At 48.0% G+C, this 20659-nt stretch carries 13 protein-coding genes and 1 riboswitch; of the genes, 4 read left to right on the top strand and 9 right to left on the bottom strand.

Features of this window, described 5'->3' with window-relative positions; genetic code table 11:
* Nucleotides 1–45: 45 nt before the first annotated feature.
* The 4 genes from C0039_RS19440 to C0039_RS19425 all read right to left on the bottom strand — a co-directional run bounded on the left by C0039_RS19440 (nt 46) and on the right by C0039_RS19425 (nt 2290).
* The gene (locus C0039_RS19440; RefSeq protein ID WP_243391673.1) at nt 46–522 is read right to left on the bottom strand and encodes an HD domain-containing protein; all 477 of its coding nucleotides are present in this window, start codon (nt 520–522) and stop codon (nt 46–48) included.
* A gap of 27 nt (nt 523–549) precedes the next feature.
* Nucleotides 550–984, bottom strand: a complete 435-nt coding sequence (locus C0039_RS19435; RefSeq protein WP_101519032.1) for a hypothetical protein — start codon at nt 982–984, stop codon at nt 550–552.
* Between the two features lie 221 nt (nt 985–1205).
* Complete coding sequence (locus C0039_RS19430; protein ID WP_207796490.1) at nt 1206–1496, bottom strand: hypothetical protein; 291 nt, start codon at nt 1494–1496, stop codon at nt 1206–1208.
* Nucleotides 1497–1639: 143 nt separating this feature from the next.
* Nucleotides 1640–2290 carry a HEPN domain-containing protein gene (locus C0039_RS19425; protein WP_101519030.1) on the bottom strand — a complete coding sequence of 217 codons (651 nt, stop codon included), beginning with the start codon at nt 2288–2290 and terminating at the stop codon, nt 1640–1642.
* A gap of 175 nt (nt 2291–2465) precedes the next feature.
* Between C0039_RS19425 and C0039_RS19420 the strand changes: the two genes are divergently transcribed.
* Nucleotides 2466–3818: a hypothetical protein gene (locus C0039_RS19420; RefSeq protein WP_101519029.1), complete on the top strand. Its 1353-nt coding sequence runs from the start codon at nt 2466–2468 to the stop codon at nt 3816–3818.
* Between the two features lie 59 nt (nt 3819–3877).
* A riboswitch (SAM-I-IV-variant riboswitch) is annotated at nt 3878–3981 on the top strand.
* 45 nt (nt 3982–4026) lie between these two features.
* Nucleotides 4027–4857, top strand: a complete 831-nt coding sequence (locus C0039_RS19415) for an N-formylglutamate amidohydrolase (protein WP_101519028.1) — start codon at nt 4027–4029, stop codon at nt 4855–4857.
* Nucleotides 4858–4997: 140 nt separating this feature from the next.
* On the opposite strand, the gene C0039_RS19410 is transcribed toward C0039_RS19415, so the two are convergent.
* Both C0039_RS19410 and C0039_RS19405 read right to left on the bottom strand, forming a co-directional pair.
* Nucleotides 4998–6437, bottom strand: a complete 1440-nt coding sequence (locus C0039_RS19410) for a hypothetical protein (RefSeq protein WP_101519027.1) — start codon at nt 6435–6437, stop codon at nt 4998–5000.
* Nucleotides 6438–6441: 4 nt separating this feature from the next.
* Nucleotides 6442–11310, bottom strand: a complete 4869-nt coding sequence (locus C0039_RS19405; protein ID WP_101519026.1) for an AAA domain-containing protein — start codon at nt 11308–11310, stop codon at nt 6442–6444.
* A gap of 1198 nt (nt 11311–12508) precedes the next feature.
* Between C0039_RS19405 and C0039_RS19400 the strand changes: the two genes are divergently transcribed.
* Together C0039_RS19400 and C0039_RS19395 are read left to right on the top strand one after the other, a co-directional pair.
* Nucleotides 12509–12841 (top strand): helix-turn-helix domain-containing protein, encoded by a 333-nt coding sequence (locus tag C0039_RS19400; RefSeq protein ID WP_101519025.1) that lies wholly within the window; start codon nt 12509–12511, stop codon nt 12839–12841.
* Nucleotides 12831–14108: a type II toxin-antitoxin system HipA family toxin gene (locus C0039_RS19395; protein WP_207796489.1), complete on the top strand. Its 1278-nt coding sequence runs from the start codon at nt 12831–12833 to the stop codon at nt 14106–14108. The genes C0039_RS19400 and C0039_RS19395 overlap by 11 nt, the downstream gene beginning before the upstream one ends.
* A 53-nt stretch (nt 14109–14161) precedes the next feature.
* Here C0039_RS19395 and C0039_RS19390 read toward each other — a convergent pair whose 3' ends face one another.
* The 3 genes from C0039_RS19390 to C0039_RS19375 form a co-directional block, all read right to left on the bottom strand.
* Complete coding sequence (locus C0039_RS19390; RefSeq protein WP_101519023.1) at nt 14162–14626, bottom strand: hypothetical protein; 465 nt, start codon at nt 14624–14626, stop codon at nt 14162–14164.
* A gap of 1030 nt (nt 14627–15656) precedes the next feature.
* Nucleotides 15657–18836 (bottom strand): site-specific integrase, encoded by a 3180-nt coding sequence (locus tag C0039_RS19380; RefSeq protein WP_101519021.1) that lies wholly within the window; start codon nt 18834–18836, stop codon nt 15657–15659.
* A complete protein-coding gene (locus tag C0039_RS19375; RefSeq protein ID WP_101519020.1) occupies nt 18833–20143 on the bottom strand; it encodes a hypothetical protein in 1311 nt (436 codons plus the stop codon). The genes C0039_RS19380 and C0039_RS19375 overlap by 4 nt, the downstream gene beginning before the upstream one ends.
* Nucleotides 20144–20659 lie beyond the last annotated feature (516 nt).

The raw sequence follows: 20659 nt of genomic DNA, 5'->3' as shown, positions 1-20659 counted from the left end.
GCCCTCTCCCTGGCAGATTTATTCTGAAGAATACTGAGGCCGAGCTCACCATTGGAGCGACCGTTCGTAGGCAGCCTCGAGCAATTCCTGACCGCGAGCGACTTCAGTACACAACCGATAGGGATCAGGGCGAATTCCTACTCGCCCCAGGTCCAGCCGATCCGCATCCCAACAGGTCATCACGGTAACATCGGCTTCCAGGTGCCCATCACTGTGGCCTCGGCAGGCCTCCATAAGCAAGTCGAGCTCACTCTGGCTTACGTCTATCAAGTCACCAGCGATTTTTTCTGCAATCAAAGCTGCTCGATAACCATGTTCCGGGTCGTGGTTGTCATTTTGCCTGCCCAGGTCGTGGATGAATGCAAAATACTCCACAACCCTGGTATTGGCCCCGGTAAGCTCTGCCATAACCAGTCCATTGTGACGGACACGGGCCCAATGCGGCGCTCCGTGGATACCCTCCCAGTCCAGAAGGAACTCACCGCGGGCAAATTGAATCAATTCGGCTGTAATCAATGACATAGAGGAAACGCCATTAGGTTGTGAAGCCTATTCACCGTAAATCTCCAGGCCTTCCCCGTATGGGTTGTTGGGGCTGTCGGACCGATAGGGACTCCCCGCTCCGTACGGATTGTTTATAGATTCACTTGAGTAGGGGCTACCGTAACGCCCATACGGATTCGATGTCGATTCCGAATCATAGGGGTTTGAGCTGAGCTTCCCGCGATAATTGCCCTGCCTGTCATACAACTTTGGCGCATCCGTCGCATAAGGATTGTTCGCCGATTTAGAGCTATAGGGACTTCCGTATTGCCCGTGAGGGTTGTTAATGCTGTTGGCATTATGCGGGCTGCCCGCGCCATACGGGTTCGACGTGGAATTCGCGTTGTACGGGTTGGCGCTGTAATTTCCCAGGTAGTCATCAGCAATGACACCCGGCGCAACAACCAGCAGTAGACTGGCAATAAGGGCATGTATTTTCATCCAATTCTCCATATTCAGGGGACAAGACCGGAGAGTGAATGTTAATGATGTGAGCGATGACGTATAGATTGGACATCCATACACGTACACATTTCGAGCAGGTACTATCACCCAAAACATCCAATCATTCTTCTGGTGGCAGCTCGGCTGAGACCCAAGGTCTTTGCCACGTTCCAGAAGCCAAAGTGTCTGTTTGCCGAAAAACGGGACGAGGAGACTTATTACTTTGAATCGCTATTCGAGCTGCGGTAGAAAGAGCGACTACCCTGTTTACTGAATTCGACTAGCCCCTTGTCCTCGAGTTGACGCGCGACAATCGCGAAGAGCCAGCCCTTCTCTCCATACTGCTTGTTTGCTTTAGGCACAGCTACGAAGTTGAGCTCAAGTGTCCCCTTAATTTCTGAAGCCGGTACCCAACGTTCGGCGTAATGCGCTTCTCGCTCCTGTATGAACTCTAGAATCTCTATCCCGATATCGGAGATATGTTGGTGAATTCTGTCTTTTCGACTCATCTTAGCATCCTGTTCAGTGGGCTCTCCCATTGGCGCCTCTAGCTAGGAATGATCGCCGATTCTTGTGTGTGGCGAGATAGCTAAAGACGCCAAATTGATGACTTGGCGCGACATATAGAACACCTCAGCTGGAATGGGACCAGTTAATCTTCGACCACCGGATAGCAAGCATCTCCCCACAAGGTGTTGGGGTTATCCATCATGAGCTGGATAATGAAAGGAACAATCTTCCCTAGTAAGGTTGAACAGTCCCTAACTTGGTCCCGGTTCACAGCACTGTTCCAGGTAGCGCCACCATGGATTAACTGGTTCCTGAGCGTGTACATCCTTGAGAGGATTGCAGTGAAGACGGCTGTCGTCCTGTGCTCCGCCAGCGCCCTACCTGCCGCCTGCTTGGCGGACTGGAAGCTTTTCTCCCATTGATTCTTTTCGATCTTACCGTTCTGGTGATCCCAGAATGGCTGGAAGACATACTTGTTATCGAGCAGTACCCGGATACTGCCGGGATACTCTTCCCAAATTAACTTATAGAGAGCTTCATCCTTATCTAGATCAACCAACTTGGCTATAAATTGACCAAATACTTTCTGCTCGGGCGACTTGTCTCCTTCGCCAATCTCGTTGGCATAGGCGGCATTAAATGCAATCCAGAGGAATATAAATTGGCTGTCACCATCTTCACACTGCTCAGCTCGGTTCAGCCAGCTCAGTGCCCGGTGAACCCGAAGGTTCAGGTTCTGGTGATAGTCATCCCGCACCTCACGGTGGCGGGTTTTCAAGGTTTCATAATCCATTATGCTCCCTTATGCCTCACTAAGGGCGAGGCCCAAAAACCCATATCTTATTGATATTACTAGATAATCCCTGATTTATTTAGGATAGAGCTGACGCACATCAGGGCAACCAATCCCCAGATACTAATACACTGGCAGATAAAGTCAGCCAAGTTATTTAAGAAAGGTGCAATCCATGTCAGAGGATCAAAATCAACATGGTGAAGATGATCAAACAGAGGATCTCTACCCCCTCACCAGGGAAAGGCTCTATGAACTAGCGTGGTCTGAACCCATGCTTTCTATCGCCAAAAAGTATGGCGTCTCCTCTAGCTTCCTGGCCCGGGTCTGCACGCGAATGAATGTCCCGCGACCCGCCCCCGGGTACTGGACCAAGGTTGAATGCGGCAAGGCCGTGACCAGACCGCCATTGCCGGAAGCCAGGCCAGAGGATGAACTGCAATGGGATAGGCACAACGATGCCCCTCCCCGCCAAAGGGCCGAACTGCGGGCTCCTGCTAAAAAACCCAGGAAGATCCAGCGCAAGCAAAAGCGCCCCGCCACTCACAAGATGATTGCTGGCGCCAAAGCCCACTTCTTGAAAACGAGAAATCCAAGATATGGGTACCTTCGACCCTACAAATGGATTCTCGTGGACATCATTGTTTCTGAAAAGGGCCTGGAGCAAGCACTGAATCTAGCGAACACCCTCTTTTGGGCATTTGAAGATTTCGGCTACCGGGTAACGTACTCGACCCCAAACGAGTACACCAATCGTCCGAGAGTTGACGAGCGAGAGGTACCTAAGAAAGAACGCGATCCTTACCACGACCGCCACTGGTCTCCTTCTCGGGCTACCATTGTCTATGTTGGCGACGTGGCATTTGGGCTGACACTCATCGAAATTAGCAAAAATGTGGAGGTTAGGTACAGGAATGGAGACTGGATTCCTGTCAGCGAATTGAAAGAGCCAAAGACCAAAACATATGGAATATCCACAACAATCCACGAAGATAGGCCTGCGGGAAAATTTGTCCTGCAGGCATATAGCGCATATGCCGGAACGGATTGGACAATGAGGTGGGATCTTCCTTCGAATAGGAATGTGAGCAACCTCGGGCACCGTATTGCCAAGGAACTACATGCAGCTTGTCCTGAAATTCTGGCGCAGATAGAACGAGTGAAAATCGAGCAGGAAAAGCGCCACGCTGAGTACGAAGAATGGAAGTACAAGCACGAGCAAGAGCGGCTAGAAGAACTATGGGACAAAGCTAATTCCAATAGTAAGCACCAACTAAGTCAGATCATCAGTGATTGGGGCGTGGCAAAACAGATCGAAAGCTTTTTCCTCGAATTAGAACGGTCTGCCTCTGACTTGCCCCCACAGAAAAAGGCGCTAGTATCTGAACGAGTTAAAGCTGTACTTGAGTATGTGGGCAGTCCAGACGCTATAGCCGAGTTATTGTCCTGGAGATCACCGCGGGAACGCATGGACGCACTTGGGGAGTCCCTACCAGACTCCGTGTCCTCACCCAACAAATCTGCCTGATTTTGCGACAGGTCGGAACCGACGTGGTTGCATAGCAGTCCGTTGTGGATAAACTATCTTTCAAGCATCAAGAGTGAGCCTGAGCTCCGCCAACCTGCCTGACCTGGGCAAGGTGGTTAACTCGATAGAGTGATGCGGCCGACCGGCAACCAAGCAGGTTCTCCGTACATGCCCTCTCTTTTTGCTTCACTCACAAGGAGAGATAGACATGTATCCCGAAACAATCTTGCCCATAGTGGCGCATATACCTCACGCCGGCACCCAAATTCCAGAGAATGTCTGGGATCAGTTCACAGTGGACCGCCAAACACTCTGGCGAGAGCTAGTGACGCTAACTGACTGGTATACAGATGAACTGTATGGCGCACCCGCGATTACTCGCTGCCAAACGCCAATAAACCGGCTGGTTGTCGATCTCGAGCGCTATCTTGATGACGACAAGGAGCCCAAAGCCAGGGCTGGGCAAGGCGTCATCTATACCCACGACTGCTCAGGGAATCGAATTCGAAAACCCACAACGCCAGATATTCGGCAATCCCTAATTGACCAGTACTACCGCCCCTGGCACCTGCAGCTGGATTCGATGATCGCCCACCAAATTACGAGATGGGGCTACTGCTTGCTGCTAGACTGTCACAGCTTTCCGAATATGCCTTTCGCCAACGAGCCAGAGGAAATTCGGTCGAGACCAGATATATGCATCGGGACAAGCGCTGGCAATACTCCAGAGTGGCTATTAGCTCATACAATCAAATACTTTGGGGGTCTGGGGTACTCAGTGGAAGTTGATTTTCCATACAGCGGGTGTCTTGTACCGAAGAGCTACCACCCTAATAAACGTGTACCGGCTTTAATGATTGAGATAAACCGCAGGTTATACATTAAAGATGGACTCATTGAGACTTATCGACTTAGAGATATTCCTGAAAAGCTCGACAAATTCAATGTCCTCAGAAAACACGTTCTAGATCTAATGCTTTTTCTTGTGGGAGTTTCTGACTGTGCGATTGAGGATAGGGCAAAGCCTCCTATGATTTAGCTTCAGCAAGAAGCAGCATCGGATCGGACAACCCCGCCAAATCAAGAACCTGCCGAGGCAGCTCCCAATCAGTTCTCAATAAAAGCGAGGGCGGAGTAGAACTAGTCTACATCGAGGCAAGTGCGTCAATAATACGATAACTAGGATAGGACCTTGTCGATAAGTTCTCTAGAGAATTTTTGGTTTCGATTTCCGCCCTGAATATAATAGCTATTGAAATTTGCCTCGTCGTCTGCCCAAGCCCTTACACTCGACTGGACAGCCTTCACATACTTATCGTCACAGCTCATATACCCAACAGGAACCGTGAGTTTGCCCCAGCCAGGTGGTGTCAGGTGAAATAGTGTTGCCACGAAAAAATCTGGGACGAGCAGTATTTCAACGTTCTGGCTTACAAAGGCCTTTGATACTCCTTGAAACTGCATCCCCGGCCTATGATAAATGGATTTTAGATTATTCGCCTCTCGAAAACTATCAGCCTGCATACAATGAACCACCCTGCCTGGCTTGTATCTCGAGTCGATTCTCTTATTGATAAGGTCCTCCAACTCGTGCAAGTCATTCCCCCGACCCCATGTCTTGTTATCCGGGCAAGACAACCATAAGGCACCCTTTGCATCACACTTGCCATTGGATTCCGACTCTAACCTGAGTAGCTCTTCAATCCTGCGTCTGTTATCTGTGGTATAGAGATTACCTACCAACATTCGTGTATTCGCATCAATCAAGCCTTTGTTTACTTCGTAGGCGCTCAAGAGCGCTGAAATGTCAATTCCATCCTTGCCATAAAACCTATCAACATAGGGATCAAATGTTGCTTTCAAGTAACTCATTACTTCTTTCACGTTACTGGGAGGAACACCTGCTTCAGAAGACAACAAATGCGCAATTGCTCCAATAATTGCTCCGTCATCGTCCCAGTCGTAAAGTATTTCGTCCGCAAACATCGGTGTAGGATCTAGTGAATCACTAGCATCTACTACCCAGTTGACTCTTACAGGAAGCATACGATCATACTGGGAAGTTACGGAATTAATCTTGTACAACTCTCGATGCTCACTATAAGTATCGACCTTCTTAGCCTTTTCAAGAAAATCGTTAAACTGCTTATCGAATGCTGACTTGACCTTTCCTGTAATATCGGAGAAACACTCTGGATCAAGCTCCAACTCAATATTTGCAAAGCTAGATTTTCCGGAGAGCTTTTCAGTGATAAGGCGATATTGCATAAGATCAAAACTCACCATATCTACTTCATCTTTGGTCTCGTAGAACCTTGGGGTATTTCCGCCACCAGCTTCCGCAAACCTTCCATGCGCATAGTCCGTTAAGCATATTTCCTGATCAATCCATCTAACCAGTTTCTCTTCCTCGAGCTCCGAAAGGACGGATGTCATCTCTAAAGGTGTAAAACCGAAGAACTCTCGAATAGTCTCAGGCAAACACTTTTCAATAGAAAAGATAAACCGAATCACAAACTCTTTTACAACTGGAAGTTGACGTTTCTGGCTAACGGAATAATCAATAGCAAAGGTACGTGCGGGTAGTGCATAGTTCACTTCATTGATAACAAAGTCCATGTGGTTACTCCGCTTCCATTAACTTTTCAGCATTGAGTAATTCTAACCCCTCATCTGGAGTAGCTTCCTTAATATGTTTTAAAACTTTACTCAGAGGAGAATTCTCGTTATAGCCATCCCACATTAGAGAAGAACCGACAATGAACAATCTTTCCTTGGCTCTCGACAAGGCGACATTGATCCTTTCTCCAGCGCCTAGAAATCCTTCGTTGATCCTTGAGTTATTACGAACCAGTGAAAGTATAACGACATCATTTTCTTTACCTTGGTAACCATCGACAGTATCAATTTTAACTACTCCCGCTTCGATCAGCTCTCGTGACCAAGTAATAGAGTTCATCCTCCTGATCAAAGCATTTTTCTGACCGTTGTACATACAAATAACCCCTATCGTTGGGTCTGTGTCGTCTCTTCCATGCATATATTCCAATAAATCATCGCTTGATATCGCAGACGCCAAGATACTTAGTACGCACTTTATTTCATAGTTATTCACGTAGGTCCGATTGCTATCTGAATGAGATCTGGCTATGTCCTCATAGCTGGATGCACCGGCGGGGGCTGTATCAACCCATGTCACACAGCTATTCGCATCTAAAGGGAACGTTGAAAATAATTCATCGGCAGGCCCTCGCGCAGTCTGCAGTAGCCCATCATAGAAGCAGGCAGAGACGAGTCCGCCTATTGGAGGAGCCATTCGATATTGAAAGAGGAGTGTCTGTCCAATCTTCTCCCCGTAACCCGAAACAAAACTTCGCTCGAAATCACTTCTCCGCATCTCAGGCTCTGGCACTCTGGGTAGAATTCGTTGTGCGGCCTTTAAATGCGCATCATCGTACATCGGCGGCAATTGCTTGTGATCTCCCACAAGCAGAACACGCCGGCCAACCTGCATTGCAATTGCCAGTTCGCCTGCACTGGATCTCGCTGCCTCATCTATTACAACCCAGTCATAGACATTTTCACTCACGCCATAGTGCGATCGACCAATCCCTACGCAAGTTCCGCAAACAAGGTTACGTGTTTTGACTAAAAAATGCTGGAAATTTGCTCGACTCGAGGACATCACATTCAGCCACTCCCTGGCCAAGCTCAACATTTGGCGGAGTCTGTCGACTGAATCCTGAGCATCAATTTGAAACTTTTCTACGGCGGACCTATAGAACTGCTCGCTAATAAGCCCGACATCGACACGTAAGTCCAGGTTAATGTCGCTCCTCTCCAAAAATAGTTCAATCTTCTGTAGCAGCCTGGCTTTAGCAGACTCTACTTTCTTACCAGCCTCCTCTTCGTCCTGAATAGAAGAAAGAGCACCAATCTTTTCAAGTCGTGATGCAAATCCCCACTCATACTCAATACACAGATTCACGAACTCCTTTTCCAGGCCCAATGGAGAAGCTAAACTCTGCAACCTTTCCCTATATTCGGCCCTAAATCGCTCCCTATAATGATCTTGAATTGCAAGTTCGTGGACGTCTTCTAAACCTCTCGACACCTGACCCTCATTACCCAGCCGGACAATTCCTATTCTTTTATCCTGGGTATCGAAAAGTTCCCGAACTTTTTCTGCTGCATTATTGACCGCCTCATGAGATTGACTAACGAGTAGAACATTCTGTGCACCGTTTTCAATCGCGTAATGAATAAAGGAACTTATAAACGCCGTCTTACCGGTACCAGGCGGCCCCTGAAGAAGGCCAACAGGACCATGCGAGTAAAGCTTCTTAAAGGCTTCACGCTGATTTTCATTGAGAGAAAAGATCACGTTGCCAGTAGAGTCCCTTTTCGTATATAGGTCTAGCTCGCTATCTGATGGCGGCTCAGAGAACTTTTGCGGAGAAACTTTAACATCTGTACTAAAAAAGTCGGGCAAGTTTGGGATTATCGAGCGATTCTTCGTGAGAGTCTCGACCGCCGCCCTTCGCTTGAATAACGAAGAAGCATTCAGAGAACTTTCCAGCCGAATGCTCTCGCCTGCGTCTATGCTAAATCTTCCCCTTGTCGGCCTTACCTGTAGAAGATTCATAGTATTCATTTCAAGGACGCCAACAGTTCGATACTCACCCCTGACTTCTCTCTGCACATTCACAGTGTCAACTTTGAGATCAAAGTCGATGACACTATTCTCAGACCCGTACTGAATAATCACTCTTTCATCGCGCCGTCGCTCAGAATCATGCACAGCTACTACGCTCGGATAGGTCTCTTCTTCCGTTTGCGCTAATGCTGACCAGATTTCTCTGGCGGACACCTCGGTCTTACCGTCAGCGCTCAAAGTCTTAAGGTATTTTTCCTCATCATTATCAGACTCAGACTTCGACGAGATAGCAGGCGATTCTAGAACCGCCAGAATCAGATCCTTGGCGTTATTGTGAAGACTTTGCTCTACAGAAATACGACCTTCAATTTCTATGTCACATGTATTTTTGTTACGAATAAATTGAGAATGGGAGATATTCTTCAAAAAGATACGCTTTGTGTCTCCGTTTTCAGGATCCACATGCAGGTCGATTTGATGAGACATTCCGGATATAAACATACGAATAACCGGGTTGGGATCTTCTAGATTCGCCTCCTTGACCGAAACATAGTACTTGCCCTCATCTGAGCGGACATCGCGCTCAAAATCTTCTGGGATTTTTTGTGCCTTCACAGCATAAATCGTAGTGGCTTCGAAAGTCGATGGGGCGGTGAGGGCATCAAATTCATCAGCGAACCTGACGATATCGCCCTGTGTGATTTCCGGTTGCAGCGTGAGTTGCTTCGAGTACTTATATAGCTTTAAGCTTTCAGCTTTCTCAGCTACCTCCGTTATCATCCTTACGCTTGCATATCTGTCCAGCGAGCCCACCGACAAATTGTGGTGATTGTCAGGAACGTAACTTTTGCAATATGGCTTTCCGTTCGACTGTCCCAAATGGGCGAAATCTATAAGCACAGGAACAGACGAGCCACAGTTCTCATCATTTTTAAGTACTACATTTTCTGGGTGTATGTCTCCATGGCTATGCCCATGTTTTTCAAGCTCCAAAAGCGCGAGTAACATATTTTTGCAAGCTGTCTCAACTTCATCACCACTTTTCAGCGAGGAGTGCCATTCACTCCACGTCTGCCCATCAATCCACTCATAGACTAGAAAGGCCGCTTGCATGGCTGGGTTATACCCAAACCGACTAATGCTAGGAAAACACGAGAGTGCTCCATTCTTTAGTTGCTGATTCCGATAGAGAAAGCCCAGAAGCTCTTGATTTGGTGACTTGCTAGGCAATATCTGCGGAACTCCATTCCACAACTTAATACCGAAATTGCCATCACCAGATCTGAGCAACATTTCGGTGCCCTTAGATACAACTGGGCTTGGTTGGTACTCAGTCCAGACGTTTATTTCGGAAATGTGTTTTGTCAGAATTGCATCATCAACTGAAGATGAATGCGAGAATCTCTGATGAACCTCATTAAACGCGTGTAGTGCAACGGTTACATTAGCAAATCTCAACGAGGCATCCATCTCTAGCGAGCTTTCAAACCAGTCGTTAAGCAACGATTCATATGGATCGTTATTCCTTTCTTCCCAGGTGTAAAGCCCATCGATTCTGGCAGGCCAGACGTCATAGGCAATGTAGTGCGCGACTGCACCCAAAAGGTAAACGTCTCGTGTGTACTGTGTTCCGTTTTTATCTTCTAGTACATCGTCGGGGATCTCGGTTCGACCTGCCTGCAGAATATCTCTAACACTAACCATTGTCTTTTTAGACGGGTCGGGGTATGAGGCGGTTACAAAATTGGAAAAAGTTATTTTAGAAGGCAACGCTACCCAGATGCTATGCCGACCTAAATCCCTGTGTGCCACGTCAATTTCGTGTAATCTTGAAATATGACTAAGCAGCACTTGTATAAGGTCGAGTCTAGCGCTTTTATCTAATTTATCTCTGTTCTTATTTATGAACTCATCCAGCCTCATTCGATTTGAGGGCCACTCGTAGAGCTCGCAAAAATCTGCGGTAATTTCTTCTGGGCTTGGGATATGTAAGAGCCCAAGATGTATCGACTTCAAGTCTTCATCTTGGCTATCGATATATCCAAGAACATTCGACTCCCTAAAACCAATTAGTTTGCGTTCCTCTATGGTTTGAGCATGCTCAATAACCTCGGGAGAGTTGAAATCCCATCTACGCATTAGCGCCTTATAGTTTTTGTTATCCTTTCTTTGTGATTGAAATTCTTTGTAGATACCTTTCCGATGCGAGAATAGAGCTTTCCCACACACCACGTAATTGTTGAAGGAATAGACTTTCGGCCCAAAATCTGGGCTGTTGCCAGTGAAGAACTTATCCCACACTTCAAGCTGTTGGTTCGGCCGATCTTTGCTGTCCCTAAACGCACGGACTTTATAGGGGAAGCATTTTTGATATACCTTTGGATTTCCGATGGTCTTGAATTCATCAAGGCTGATTACGAGATCCCTTTCGTCTTCTGGTAGTGATGAATTATCAGAGGAACCGCATAGAACCACGCAATAATCTACCCAGGGGACATTCTTGAGTTTTGTCCCGAGCTTTGTAGTTATCTTTCCCGCAAGTTTCTTGCTTTTTAGCGCGGTGGCCTTGACCGGAGATCTGCCTCGATCATCACCTCCTACGAACCAGTGTCCGTTCTTGGAATGGAGAGGACCATTCCAGTTCTTTAGCTCAACAACTATTATTCTGTCTGCAGTAACGATAATCAGGTCCATTTCAGATGGACCTTGCTTTCTGTCTATCAGTTCAAGAGATGCATAACCTTTCCAGCTGCCTGGCAAGCTATCTCTGAGCACTGAAACAGCTTCCTTTTCAGATTCGTGAACCCCCTCTGGATTCAGATACACAACTTCCATGTTTCGCCCCGCAAAAAACTAAGGTTTGCCAAATTACTATAGTGAGTCTAACGCACGCTTCACCAATGTGACGCATGTTTTCATTACTTTTCCCTGTTGGTTTGAGCCTTTTTGATGGTCCTTAATCCCGCGGCTCAGTGAGATTAAATTGCCAGCTTGTATCAGCCGTTTACTGTACTCTCAGGGTCACCCGGCCTGAGCCAGGTCCAGTCTCTTCAGTAACGTAATAGACAGGAGCCTGCCTATTATCCTTGTGGCTGGCCAGGTCGTTTTTTTCTAAAACTGGCTACACGACAGTTGGAGCTGCAGAACCGTGCGCCCGCTCGCTTATTAATGAGAGGGTCTCCACAATTCATGCAGACTACGCTTTCCAGAACCGGTGGCGGCTCATTGCCTACGAAGGACCGCAGTACCTTCGCGAAGCCTTCGTTTCTGCGATACTCATCCGCCACCATGTTGGGCGTACCTGACCATTCGGGATGGAGATACTGCCATGCCTTAGCGACAGCCCAGCACCATGCAGGCTTCGAGTGTGTAGATTTACCTGCCCTCAACCCTTTCCATGGTTTTGCACTAGCGGCATACACAGCATGATGCGCTAGCTCATGCCAAAAAACCCCAATGGCAACATCCAGACTCTGCCTGGGAACCAATTTACCATTGCTCTCTTTGAAGCATGATTTTTCGTTCTGTGCAGAAAAAGCAATCAAGCCTTTGTTGTAGTGCGCCCGGTGGTGCCCGTAAGGCGCGACCATGCCCGCACATACTCTGACAGTAGAGAAATCTGCACCCGTCTCCTCCCACACCAGAGGCGCATGATTATCCAGGATATCTGTAAACGCGGTTTCTACATCACTACTGAAGGACAAAAATAGAGACATCTGTAACGTTTTCTGTAATGCAACATTGCTGCCTTAAGTGTTACCGATAGTTGAGGTTATGCTCAATGGAAAGAACGATAAAGAAGCAAACTCTCTGGCAAGATTGCTGCTAACCATTATTCGCTATCCGAACATATTGGCCTTCCAGGTAGCCTTAGCGGATAAGCTACATGCAAAATGAAACATATATGTTGCTTCTAAGAAAAAACCTCGGCCCTCGCAGAAAATGCAATTTATATGGCGCTATTTTATTGAAAGAAATAAATATATTGCTATTATCTACTTTGTAGACATATGTGTTGCCTATAGGGACTCAGATGAGCAAAATTCACCGACAGTTAAAGGAACGCCGCAAGTCTCTAGGATTAACCCAGGAGGACATGACCATGCGTGTCGGCATGTCGCGGCAGCAGTACCAAAAGCTGGAGTCCCAGGGGAACCCCCGCCTGGATACATTAGAACTAGTAGCGAAAGGCCTCAAAATGCAGCCAGTACTTATACCTCTGGAGAAGCTGAAGGACGTCGAGGACCTACTAGCTGGGAAACAGATCATCAAAGGCGGTGCCTCGATGACCGGAAATGCGACGGTGATAAAACGCCCTCTTGAGGACGACCCCTGGGACGACCTACTGGTGGACGATGATGACTAGTGGTGAGAACGTTGTCAGCGTGCTGGAGATTGCACTCCACGAAACGGTAGTAGGCTACCTGGCCGGGTATCGGGACGGGCGGACGATTCTCACCTTCTCTCCAGATTTCGTCTCGAACGAGTCTCGACCTACCTTCAGCCTGATAACTCACCCCGCTTTCCCCAGGGCCAACGCCATCATGGCAAAACCATGGGCTAAACGACAAAAGCTTCACCCGGTACTTTCAAACCTACTGCCAGAAGGCGCTCTGAGGGAATACCTCGCGCAACTGCTGAAAACTCATACAGATAACGAATTCGAGCTATTCGCCTACTTGGGGCAGGATCTTCCCGGGGCCCTGGTCGCAACCCCCCTGGAACCCGAGGCCATTCCTGATTACGTCCTTGGCGACGAGATAAAGACCAGTGCTACCAGATCCACGGTGCAGGACGAAAAGAAGAGGTTCTCGCTCGCCGGCGTACAGATGAAGTTTTCCATGCGTGAACAAGATGGGCGATACCAGATAGCGGAGTCAGGGGCACTGGGGGACTGGATTATCAAGACCCCATCCACCACGCATAAACATGTGCCACTCAACGAGTACACGGCTATGCGCCTGGCTGAATTGGCGGGTGTCGAGGTACCCGACATGCGTCTTGTCGAGCTGGATAAGCTAGAAAACCTTCCAGAAATCAATCTACCCGATGAACAGTATGCATTTGCGATACGCCGCTTCGACCGAAATGACGGGGCGCGCATCCACATGGAAGATTTCGCTCAGATACTGGTCAAGTATCCACAAGACAAATACCGTTCCGCCAACTACCAGCAAATTGGTAGGGTGTTATACGAATACAGTGAGGACGGCTTGGGCGACGCCCAGCAGTTCGCGAGGAGGCTACTGGTCAACATTCTGCTCGCCAATGGCGATGCACACCTGAAAAACTGGAGCGTAATCTATCCCGACCAGATCACTCCCGTTCTTTCTCCCGCTTACGATATCGTGACCACACGGGTATACATGGGAGATGAGAGACAGTTCGCCCTCAATCTGGGTAGAGGCAAGGATTGGTACGAGTCATCAATGGATCAGTTTGAATATTGGGCCGGGAAAGCCGGCATCCCATGGAGGGCAATCAGGCCGCATCTCCTGGAGACCATGGAGCGAGCACGTAGTACATGGCCTGACGCTCTCAAAGATTTACCGATGGATGACAGTCACAAAGAAGGCCTGATGGAGCACTGGCGAAATCTACGCCCGGATTTCCAGTTAGCCGCCGCCAAATAGCAAATGCACGGGATTCAGGTCTTCTGCAGCGAAAAAGCTCCGAATATGGAAAATCAAACTTTCAACATGTGCGCCGCAATCTCACGAATCAAGAACGTTTTTTCCCGCTGCAACGACTCAATATCTTCTCGCAGCATGCCAACAGAATCTTCAAAGTTACGTATTTTTGACAAGCAGTACGTAATAGCTTCGTCGGCCCCATCTATCCAATGATAGGTGAGACTTTTTTCATTTACTTCAACATAATCATAACCGCAATAGGAACACTCAGGCGAATCAGTGTCCGAGTCCTCAGTCTTAACGCATGGGAAATAGGGGTTCAGTTTCGGGGGGCCATCTTCGATATCTCTTGCTGACATCAGAGAAAACACACAACTTTGCCGCTTCTTCCACAGTGCCATTTCATTTATCGCGTTTCTCAATAGACCCTCTTCCCTTATCAGATCTATTTCAAGCTCGGCCATGCTGAGCGCCAGCCCTCGAACTTTCTCTTTCAGCTCATCAATACGCCCACTCATCAACCGACACCCTTCTAGCTAACTCTCAAAGTAATTTGCAGTCAGTTAACTTGTATCACGACACGGAAAAGAGGTTAAGAACTCATTACATATATGAGTAGAAATACACTATTTTTAAAGGCTTTTACTTAACTTAAGTACGTTAGACAAATAGGAAAACCTTAGATACCGCTATCTCTAGGAAACTTCGCCAACAACTTCGGCTTTTCGCATAGATTACGAATCCAAAGCATGCAAGCATGCAATAAACCGAACGCAAGGACATGAGATTCATGTGGCGTAACAATACTGTGCGGATAATTGAAGCCGCTCGATTCTTGAGTTGTCAGTTTGGAAACATGCGCTGCACTGACAAGGAGTCAAAACCGATATGGCGATGGAAAGGTGGATACTACCAGGTCGACTATATTCCACCCGTGCTCCCTGGCTTCAGAGGACTGAGGTCCGAAGAAGACAGCGTCATAATTTGCTACAAAGGTCGTGAGATTTTAAACGGGAATACCCGTAAGCCATTAGAGATATGGATTGATGACACACACGTTCCACCAATTACTGGGACACACACAGATCAGGTACGAGTTCCCCTCTTACTACATAACGCTATCTCTTAAAAATAGTGAACTCCCCAAATATAGGGGCGAAGACGAATACGACGCGTGGATGGCAATGGAAAACATCATCAATAACCAGCTAAATACAATCTCTATGCTTAGATCAGCTCATGGCCTACTGAGTATCGCAGAACCGCCATCGGCGAAGGCCAAGGAACTACTGCATCAAGTGCTACAAACTAAACGACTGCGCACATCAACAAGAAACATATTGCGTCGAACGTATGAACTGGAAGATTCAACAATACCCGATTTCTGTGGCGATAATTGGGAGACTGATGTTAAAGCTGCTATGGTCCGTGACTACTCGGCCCGCTTACTGGAGCTAAACAAGCTACAGTTAGCCAAGCTTATTCTAGAGGATGAGCTACTGGAGCCTGGCGATTCTATACATTGAAATCAAGGTACACATTCACCAATCACTCCAATACTGGGTCGTCGTTTTCCAGCACCATAATTGCCAGCATTGGCATCATGTAGCGCATGATTTTGCTCGTCTCTCCATTATCTGTCCGAGTCAATCTGAGCCTGACCACGCCATGTTTGTTTGACGCTTGAGTGAGCACCGGGCGGCGCTTTATCGTTACCTTCGCCTGGCTCGGAAATTCCCAATAATCCAGAAAATACTGCACATCTGCGTCCTCAGGGATTGTGATCTGAAATGCCCATGAACTTGTGGCAACTCGATGTCTAAGCAGTGAGAAAACTCGGAGAAAGCGATTAAGATCACGCTTCTTGTAGAACTTCGTTCCTGGGTCAGATGAAGTCTCTTCAATGTAGTGACTGATCACAAACCGTATAGCACTGCGGGCACTACTTCGACCAGACCAGAGCAGCCGCAAATCATCAATGATAGTCGCCAATCTCGGTCTCTCGCCACGCTCAGGAAGCGGCGGCAGGTATCCTGAGGCGTATTCCGCAGGTATTGCTCCAGACGCTCGCATTCGTCCAGACCGGCTTTCCAGTAATGATACCTTCTCGAGGTTACCTACCCATTTCTCTACCCGGGCTATAGGTTGTTCATACTTCCTGGACAGCTGTAAAACACTTAGACCATCTAAATGCTCTCTAAGTATCACCCGAACAAGGTCATGCGTAGGAGAATCATGCGCGATTGGCAAGGGGCTGCTGGAAGACGAGCCGATAACTTTTCTACGGCGACGCGCCACAAGCGATGTAAAATCCTTGAGGAAGCACACTATGGGTTTAGTAAGTATCTCTATAGAAACGCCCTCGTTCTCAGGCTCTGTATAACTCAACTGATTAAGTCGCCTTGTGCTCAGATTTGAGAATACCTTTGCCTCGTCTAGCGATACTACCTTCTTCCTTCCGGTGATCTTGACCCAGGCTATGAGCCCCGTGAAATGTAAGTAAGTGTGCACGAGTTCATATGGAGTCAAATGGCCAGAGAAAACGGCAAAACAGTAGTATGTACGAGGAGAGCCTGTCTCGCCTCCCAGAATGCGTTTCTTGATCCGCTTTGCTTGCTCAACACTCAAGTCAGAGAATCTGGAAAACCAATTGAACTCACCCTCAGCAATAAATTGCATTTCGGAGAATCGGGTATGTCTAAGGTCGTGCGGTGAAAACTTGAGACCGCCGGAGCACTGCCTTAGTACTGTGGCAATAAAATGACCAACGACATGCTTATTTAGAGGCAGAAGTGCTCCCCTTAGAAAGGTAAATAGGGGCTCTTCAGCGGGCAGCGACATTGCCTTTAAGCCAAGAATCCATTGATACAACTTCCGGTACTCAACGTCAGACAATAGATAGCGAACCGAGATGTTTCGTCTGGAAGCAGTTCGCTTTGGGTCCCCCCACGAATTGGGCCTGACCTTAAATACTAAATCCTCCAGAGTCTCAACATCAGCTACTCTGATGGACAGTAGCTCTCCAATACGAAATCCGCATCGGTAGAGAAGGATAAATATAAAGCCAATAACCTTTCTCTGGTCGGCTGTAAGACCAACCGCCTTGTGAATGGCCTCGAGTGAAGCTTCATAGAGAAACGCCGGGACATAGCGGGCCCTGACGACTTGACCACTAATTTGCGGCCCCGGTGGAAAGCGATCAATAGAGGGGAAGTTTCTTTCCCTTTCTCCCCACTGATGGAACATCTTTGCCAATTGCCTGATGTCCCTCCGGCTATACTCAGTGCGGCCTGACTCTATAGCAGCAACGTATACCGAATCCAGCAGTGACGAAGACGGATGCCCAACGATTTTTAATCCATCGGCTTCAGCTAACCATCTAACACCGAATTTGCTCAGGTAAGTAGTCAAGGAGGAAGCCTTCTTCAGCGAATACTTCGGATCCTGAATGAGGCACAGCAGCCAATCTCTCAGCAACTTACCCGCGTCAGACCAGTGATCTACATCTAGGCCCTCAAGAGCAGCAATAATCTGGCCCTCACTCCGTTTTTCGCGACGGTGATCCAGTGCAGCCACCGCAAGCCTTAGACTATCTTCTTCATTACTGACAGAAGTCCTGCCCTTAGCGGAAACCTCTAAACTATCTTCTGCGTTGACTCCTGTACTTGCTATATATCGTCTCGAATGCGAAAAGTCGATGTTCTCCACAACACTGGCAACACCAGATAACGCATAGTTCCATTGCTCTAAATCTAAGGACACTCCAGGAACAATATCCAAACTGGAGCTGATCAAGCATTCGGAAAGATACACACCTTCCGATTCCTCAAGCGAAATCAATGCGTGCTTGGCGAAACTATCAAGACCACTGAACCTACGCCAATCAGTTGGCTTAACTCGACAGAAGGTTTGGTGCAGTAAGCCCCAGATTTGATCTGAATTAATAGATTTGGCTGAAAGAGTGTTTCCAGAGGCTAGATAACGTCCGATCCATCCGAGCGTAATTGGGTCTGGGTGCCAGCGAAAATATCGGACTAAGGCTTTACCCTCCCGTCGATTTCCAACCGTTCGAGATGAGTAGGCGAGGTCTATCCATAAAAGGTCAGTCTCGTCCTCAAGAACTGATCGACACAATGGTTTATCCTTCGAAAGCTGCTTACATAAAGCCACCAAAGCAGCTGAGGTGCACAGCCCCCCATTGAGGATCGCTGAGGTTACCACTAACGCTAACAACGTATCGGACGTCAACTCACCCGAAAAATCGCCTTCTGAGAAGGAACGTTCCATTTCTATAGATATTGATTTCGCGAACGTTGAGCGCTGGAACCAAGACCGATCGCGTCGCCTAGAAGGCAGCAATGGTCTACAGGATTCCACCGGAAGCTCCAACTGCAAACCGTGAGCTTTGTTCAGGTGAACGATATAGTCTGCCGTTGTTGAGAGGATTTCATTTCGCTCTTTCCTGTCTGATACCTCCTCAATTACGAAGTACTCGAAGTCTTCGAGGCGCGCATCATGATCTGTTGCGTCAGGAGTTAATCCTGCTATGTGTGGCATCCGTTCAGATATTAGTTCCGCTGCGCGCTTACGAGCTTCGTATACTTTCTCCAGGCGGCGCGCTTTCCTACGCGCATATTGATCTGTATGTTGAGATTGCTGCTCACCAAATAGCTCACAGAGCCAAGGATTTAAGGTCTTCGCGTCGAAAGCTCGATCCAGATCGCTCACAGTCGAAGCTCCGGCAGCACAAGTTGATGCACACAGTCCAGATCGCTGAGTAGCCTTTCCAATCTAGGAACGTTCTCCTGGCAGTCCTTGATAGACCTGGCGCTGTAGCGGGAATCCAGCTCCAGTCCGGTAGGCTCGTGGCCCATCGTCTGGTTACTGATGCGGCGAGGCACATTCCCTGTTCTGCTGGCTGAGCTGTGGACATGTCGCGGCCAGTTTCCATGAGTATCCCAGTAGCCTCTCTGTAAGGCTTTGATCTTCTCTGGCGTTTGGACTCCTGGCATCGGGCCTTTGTTAGTACTATCAATCCAGAACAGGTACCCATTCGTTTCTTCACCCCTTGGAGTGGCATCTTCCAGCGCAGCTCTTGCCGCGGCTGCCACGTTTGGAAAGCGAAGATTCGTGAGCTTCGCCAGCGAAATAAGATAGTCTTCCCAAGTCTCTAATAGCTCAACGACGCAATCAGGGATGTAAACGATTCGATGATTCTTTGCGTTACGATTCTCCTTATCTGAAACAAATATTCTACCGCTATGGAAATCAATATCTAATCGATGCTCGAGGATTCCTATTATCGGCCGGTAGCCTGTAACAAGACTCAACACGTTGCAGATGTAGAGTACGATCCAATTGTGAACCTCCCAGAAGACCCCCTTATGCTCCCTAATTCTTCGCCGCAAATCGGCCATATAATCGATAATCGGACCATAGCGCGGTTTTCTCCGAGTACCACCAACGCGTTCCCCAGGCGCATAAGGGCAGGACTCTACGTATAGGTCAACGGACGAGATCGAGGTCAAATCACTGCAATAGGCTGAAAATATTTTCCATACATCATATTGATCTATCCGAGAGTAGATTGCGCCTGGATAGTCTCGAGGATCTGCGCCGAGCAACAGGCACCTATGCGGATCATCTACATCTCGGTCCTCGAGCCATTTGTGGAGTACTCGAGAAATCATGGCCCTGCTAATTTCGGCATCACCAGAACGCCTAATTCGGCGCTGTATTGAATCTAAAAGCTTTTCTTCCTGCTTTAATTCAGTCTCGAGTTCATCTAATTCCATCCTCCAAAGACGCGCCATTGAAGCGTTAAGAAACTCAGGAAGAGGTATCTGAAACTCCTCTATTGACGGACTACACACAAGGTCGCCACGCTCTCCTGGCGGAGGCAGCACCAGGCGCACATGAAGTAAAATCTTTGCTTCGGTGATTTCCAGTCTGCGATCATCCGGATCTCTAGAATCGGCTAACAAGTTCAACCAGCTCGAGCTTCCCCATGGAAGCAAAGTCTCGAGAAGCAGCATAGTGCCGGGACCACCTCGGCTTATTGAGTACGCCAGCTCTCCAATTAGTGCACGCAATACGCCCCTGCTCGCATATCTTGAATCGCTACTCGCAGCCACGCTCCTGCGCAACAAGGAATCGCCAATTGCCCTGTTCCGGCGATTCCGGCTGAATCGAGATGACTGTCGGTTTAAGCCCTTTCTAGCGGAAACATATAGCTCGGCCCGATCGGTACCAGGGTCAGCCGACTGTTCATCAGTACACGTCCACTTATCAGTATTGCTTGATAGACTAGAGGCCTTTAGAACCCTCTCATCAACGTCTACCAGATAGGAAGGGGCTGGACGAGCATGGGAGGTTTTGGCGGTTTGTACAATTTCGACTGGGGCGGGTGTGGAGGTACGCGTGTATGTCGTGGTGCCTTTCAAATAATGGTCAAAAAGATCATAGATATTATTAGCTTCTTCAATCCCATCGGGAGTGTTAGAAATTCTGTGTCAATCCACTAATCTCTATATGAGAGGATTGACCTATGA

This window comes from Pseudohalioglobus lutimaris, from assembly GCF_002866825.1.
Lineage (GTDB): Bacteria > Pseudomonadota > Gammaproteobacteria > Pseudomonadales > Halieaceae > Halioglobus > Halioglobus lutimaris.
The sequence above is the reverse complement of the archived record's forward strand: the minus strand, read 5'-3'. Positions and strand labels throughout refer to the sequence as shown.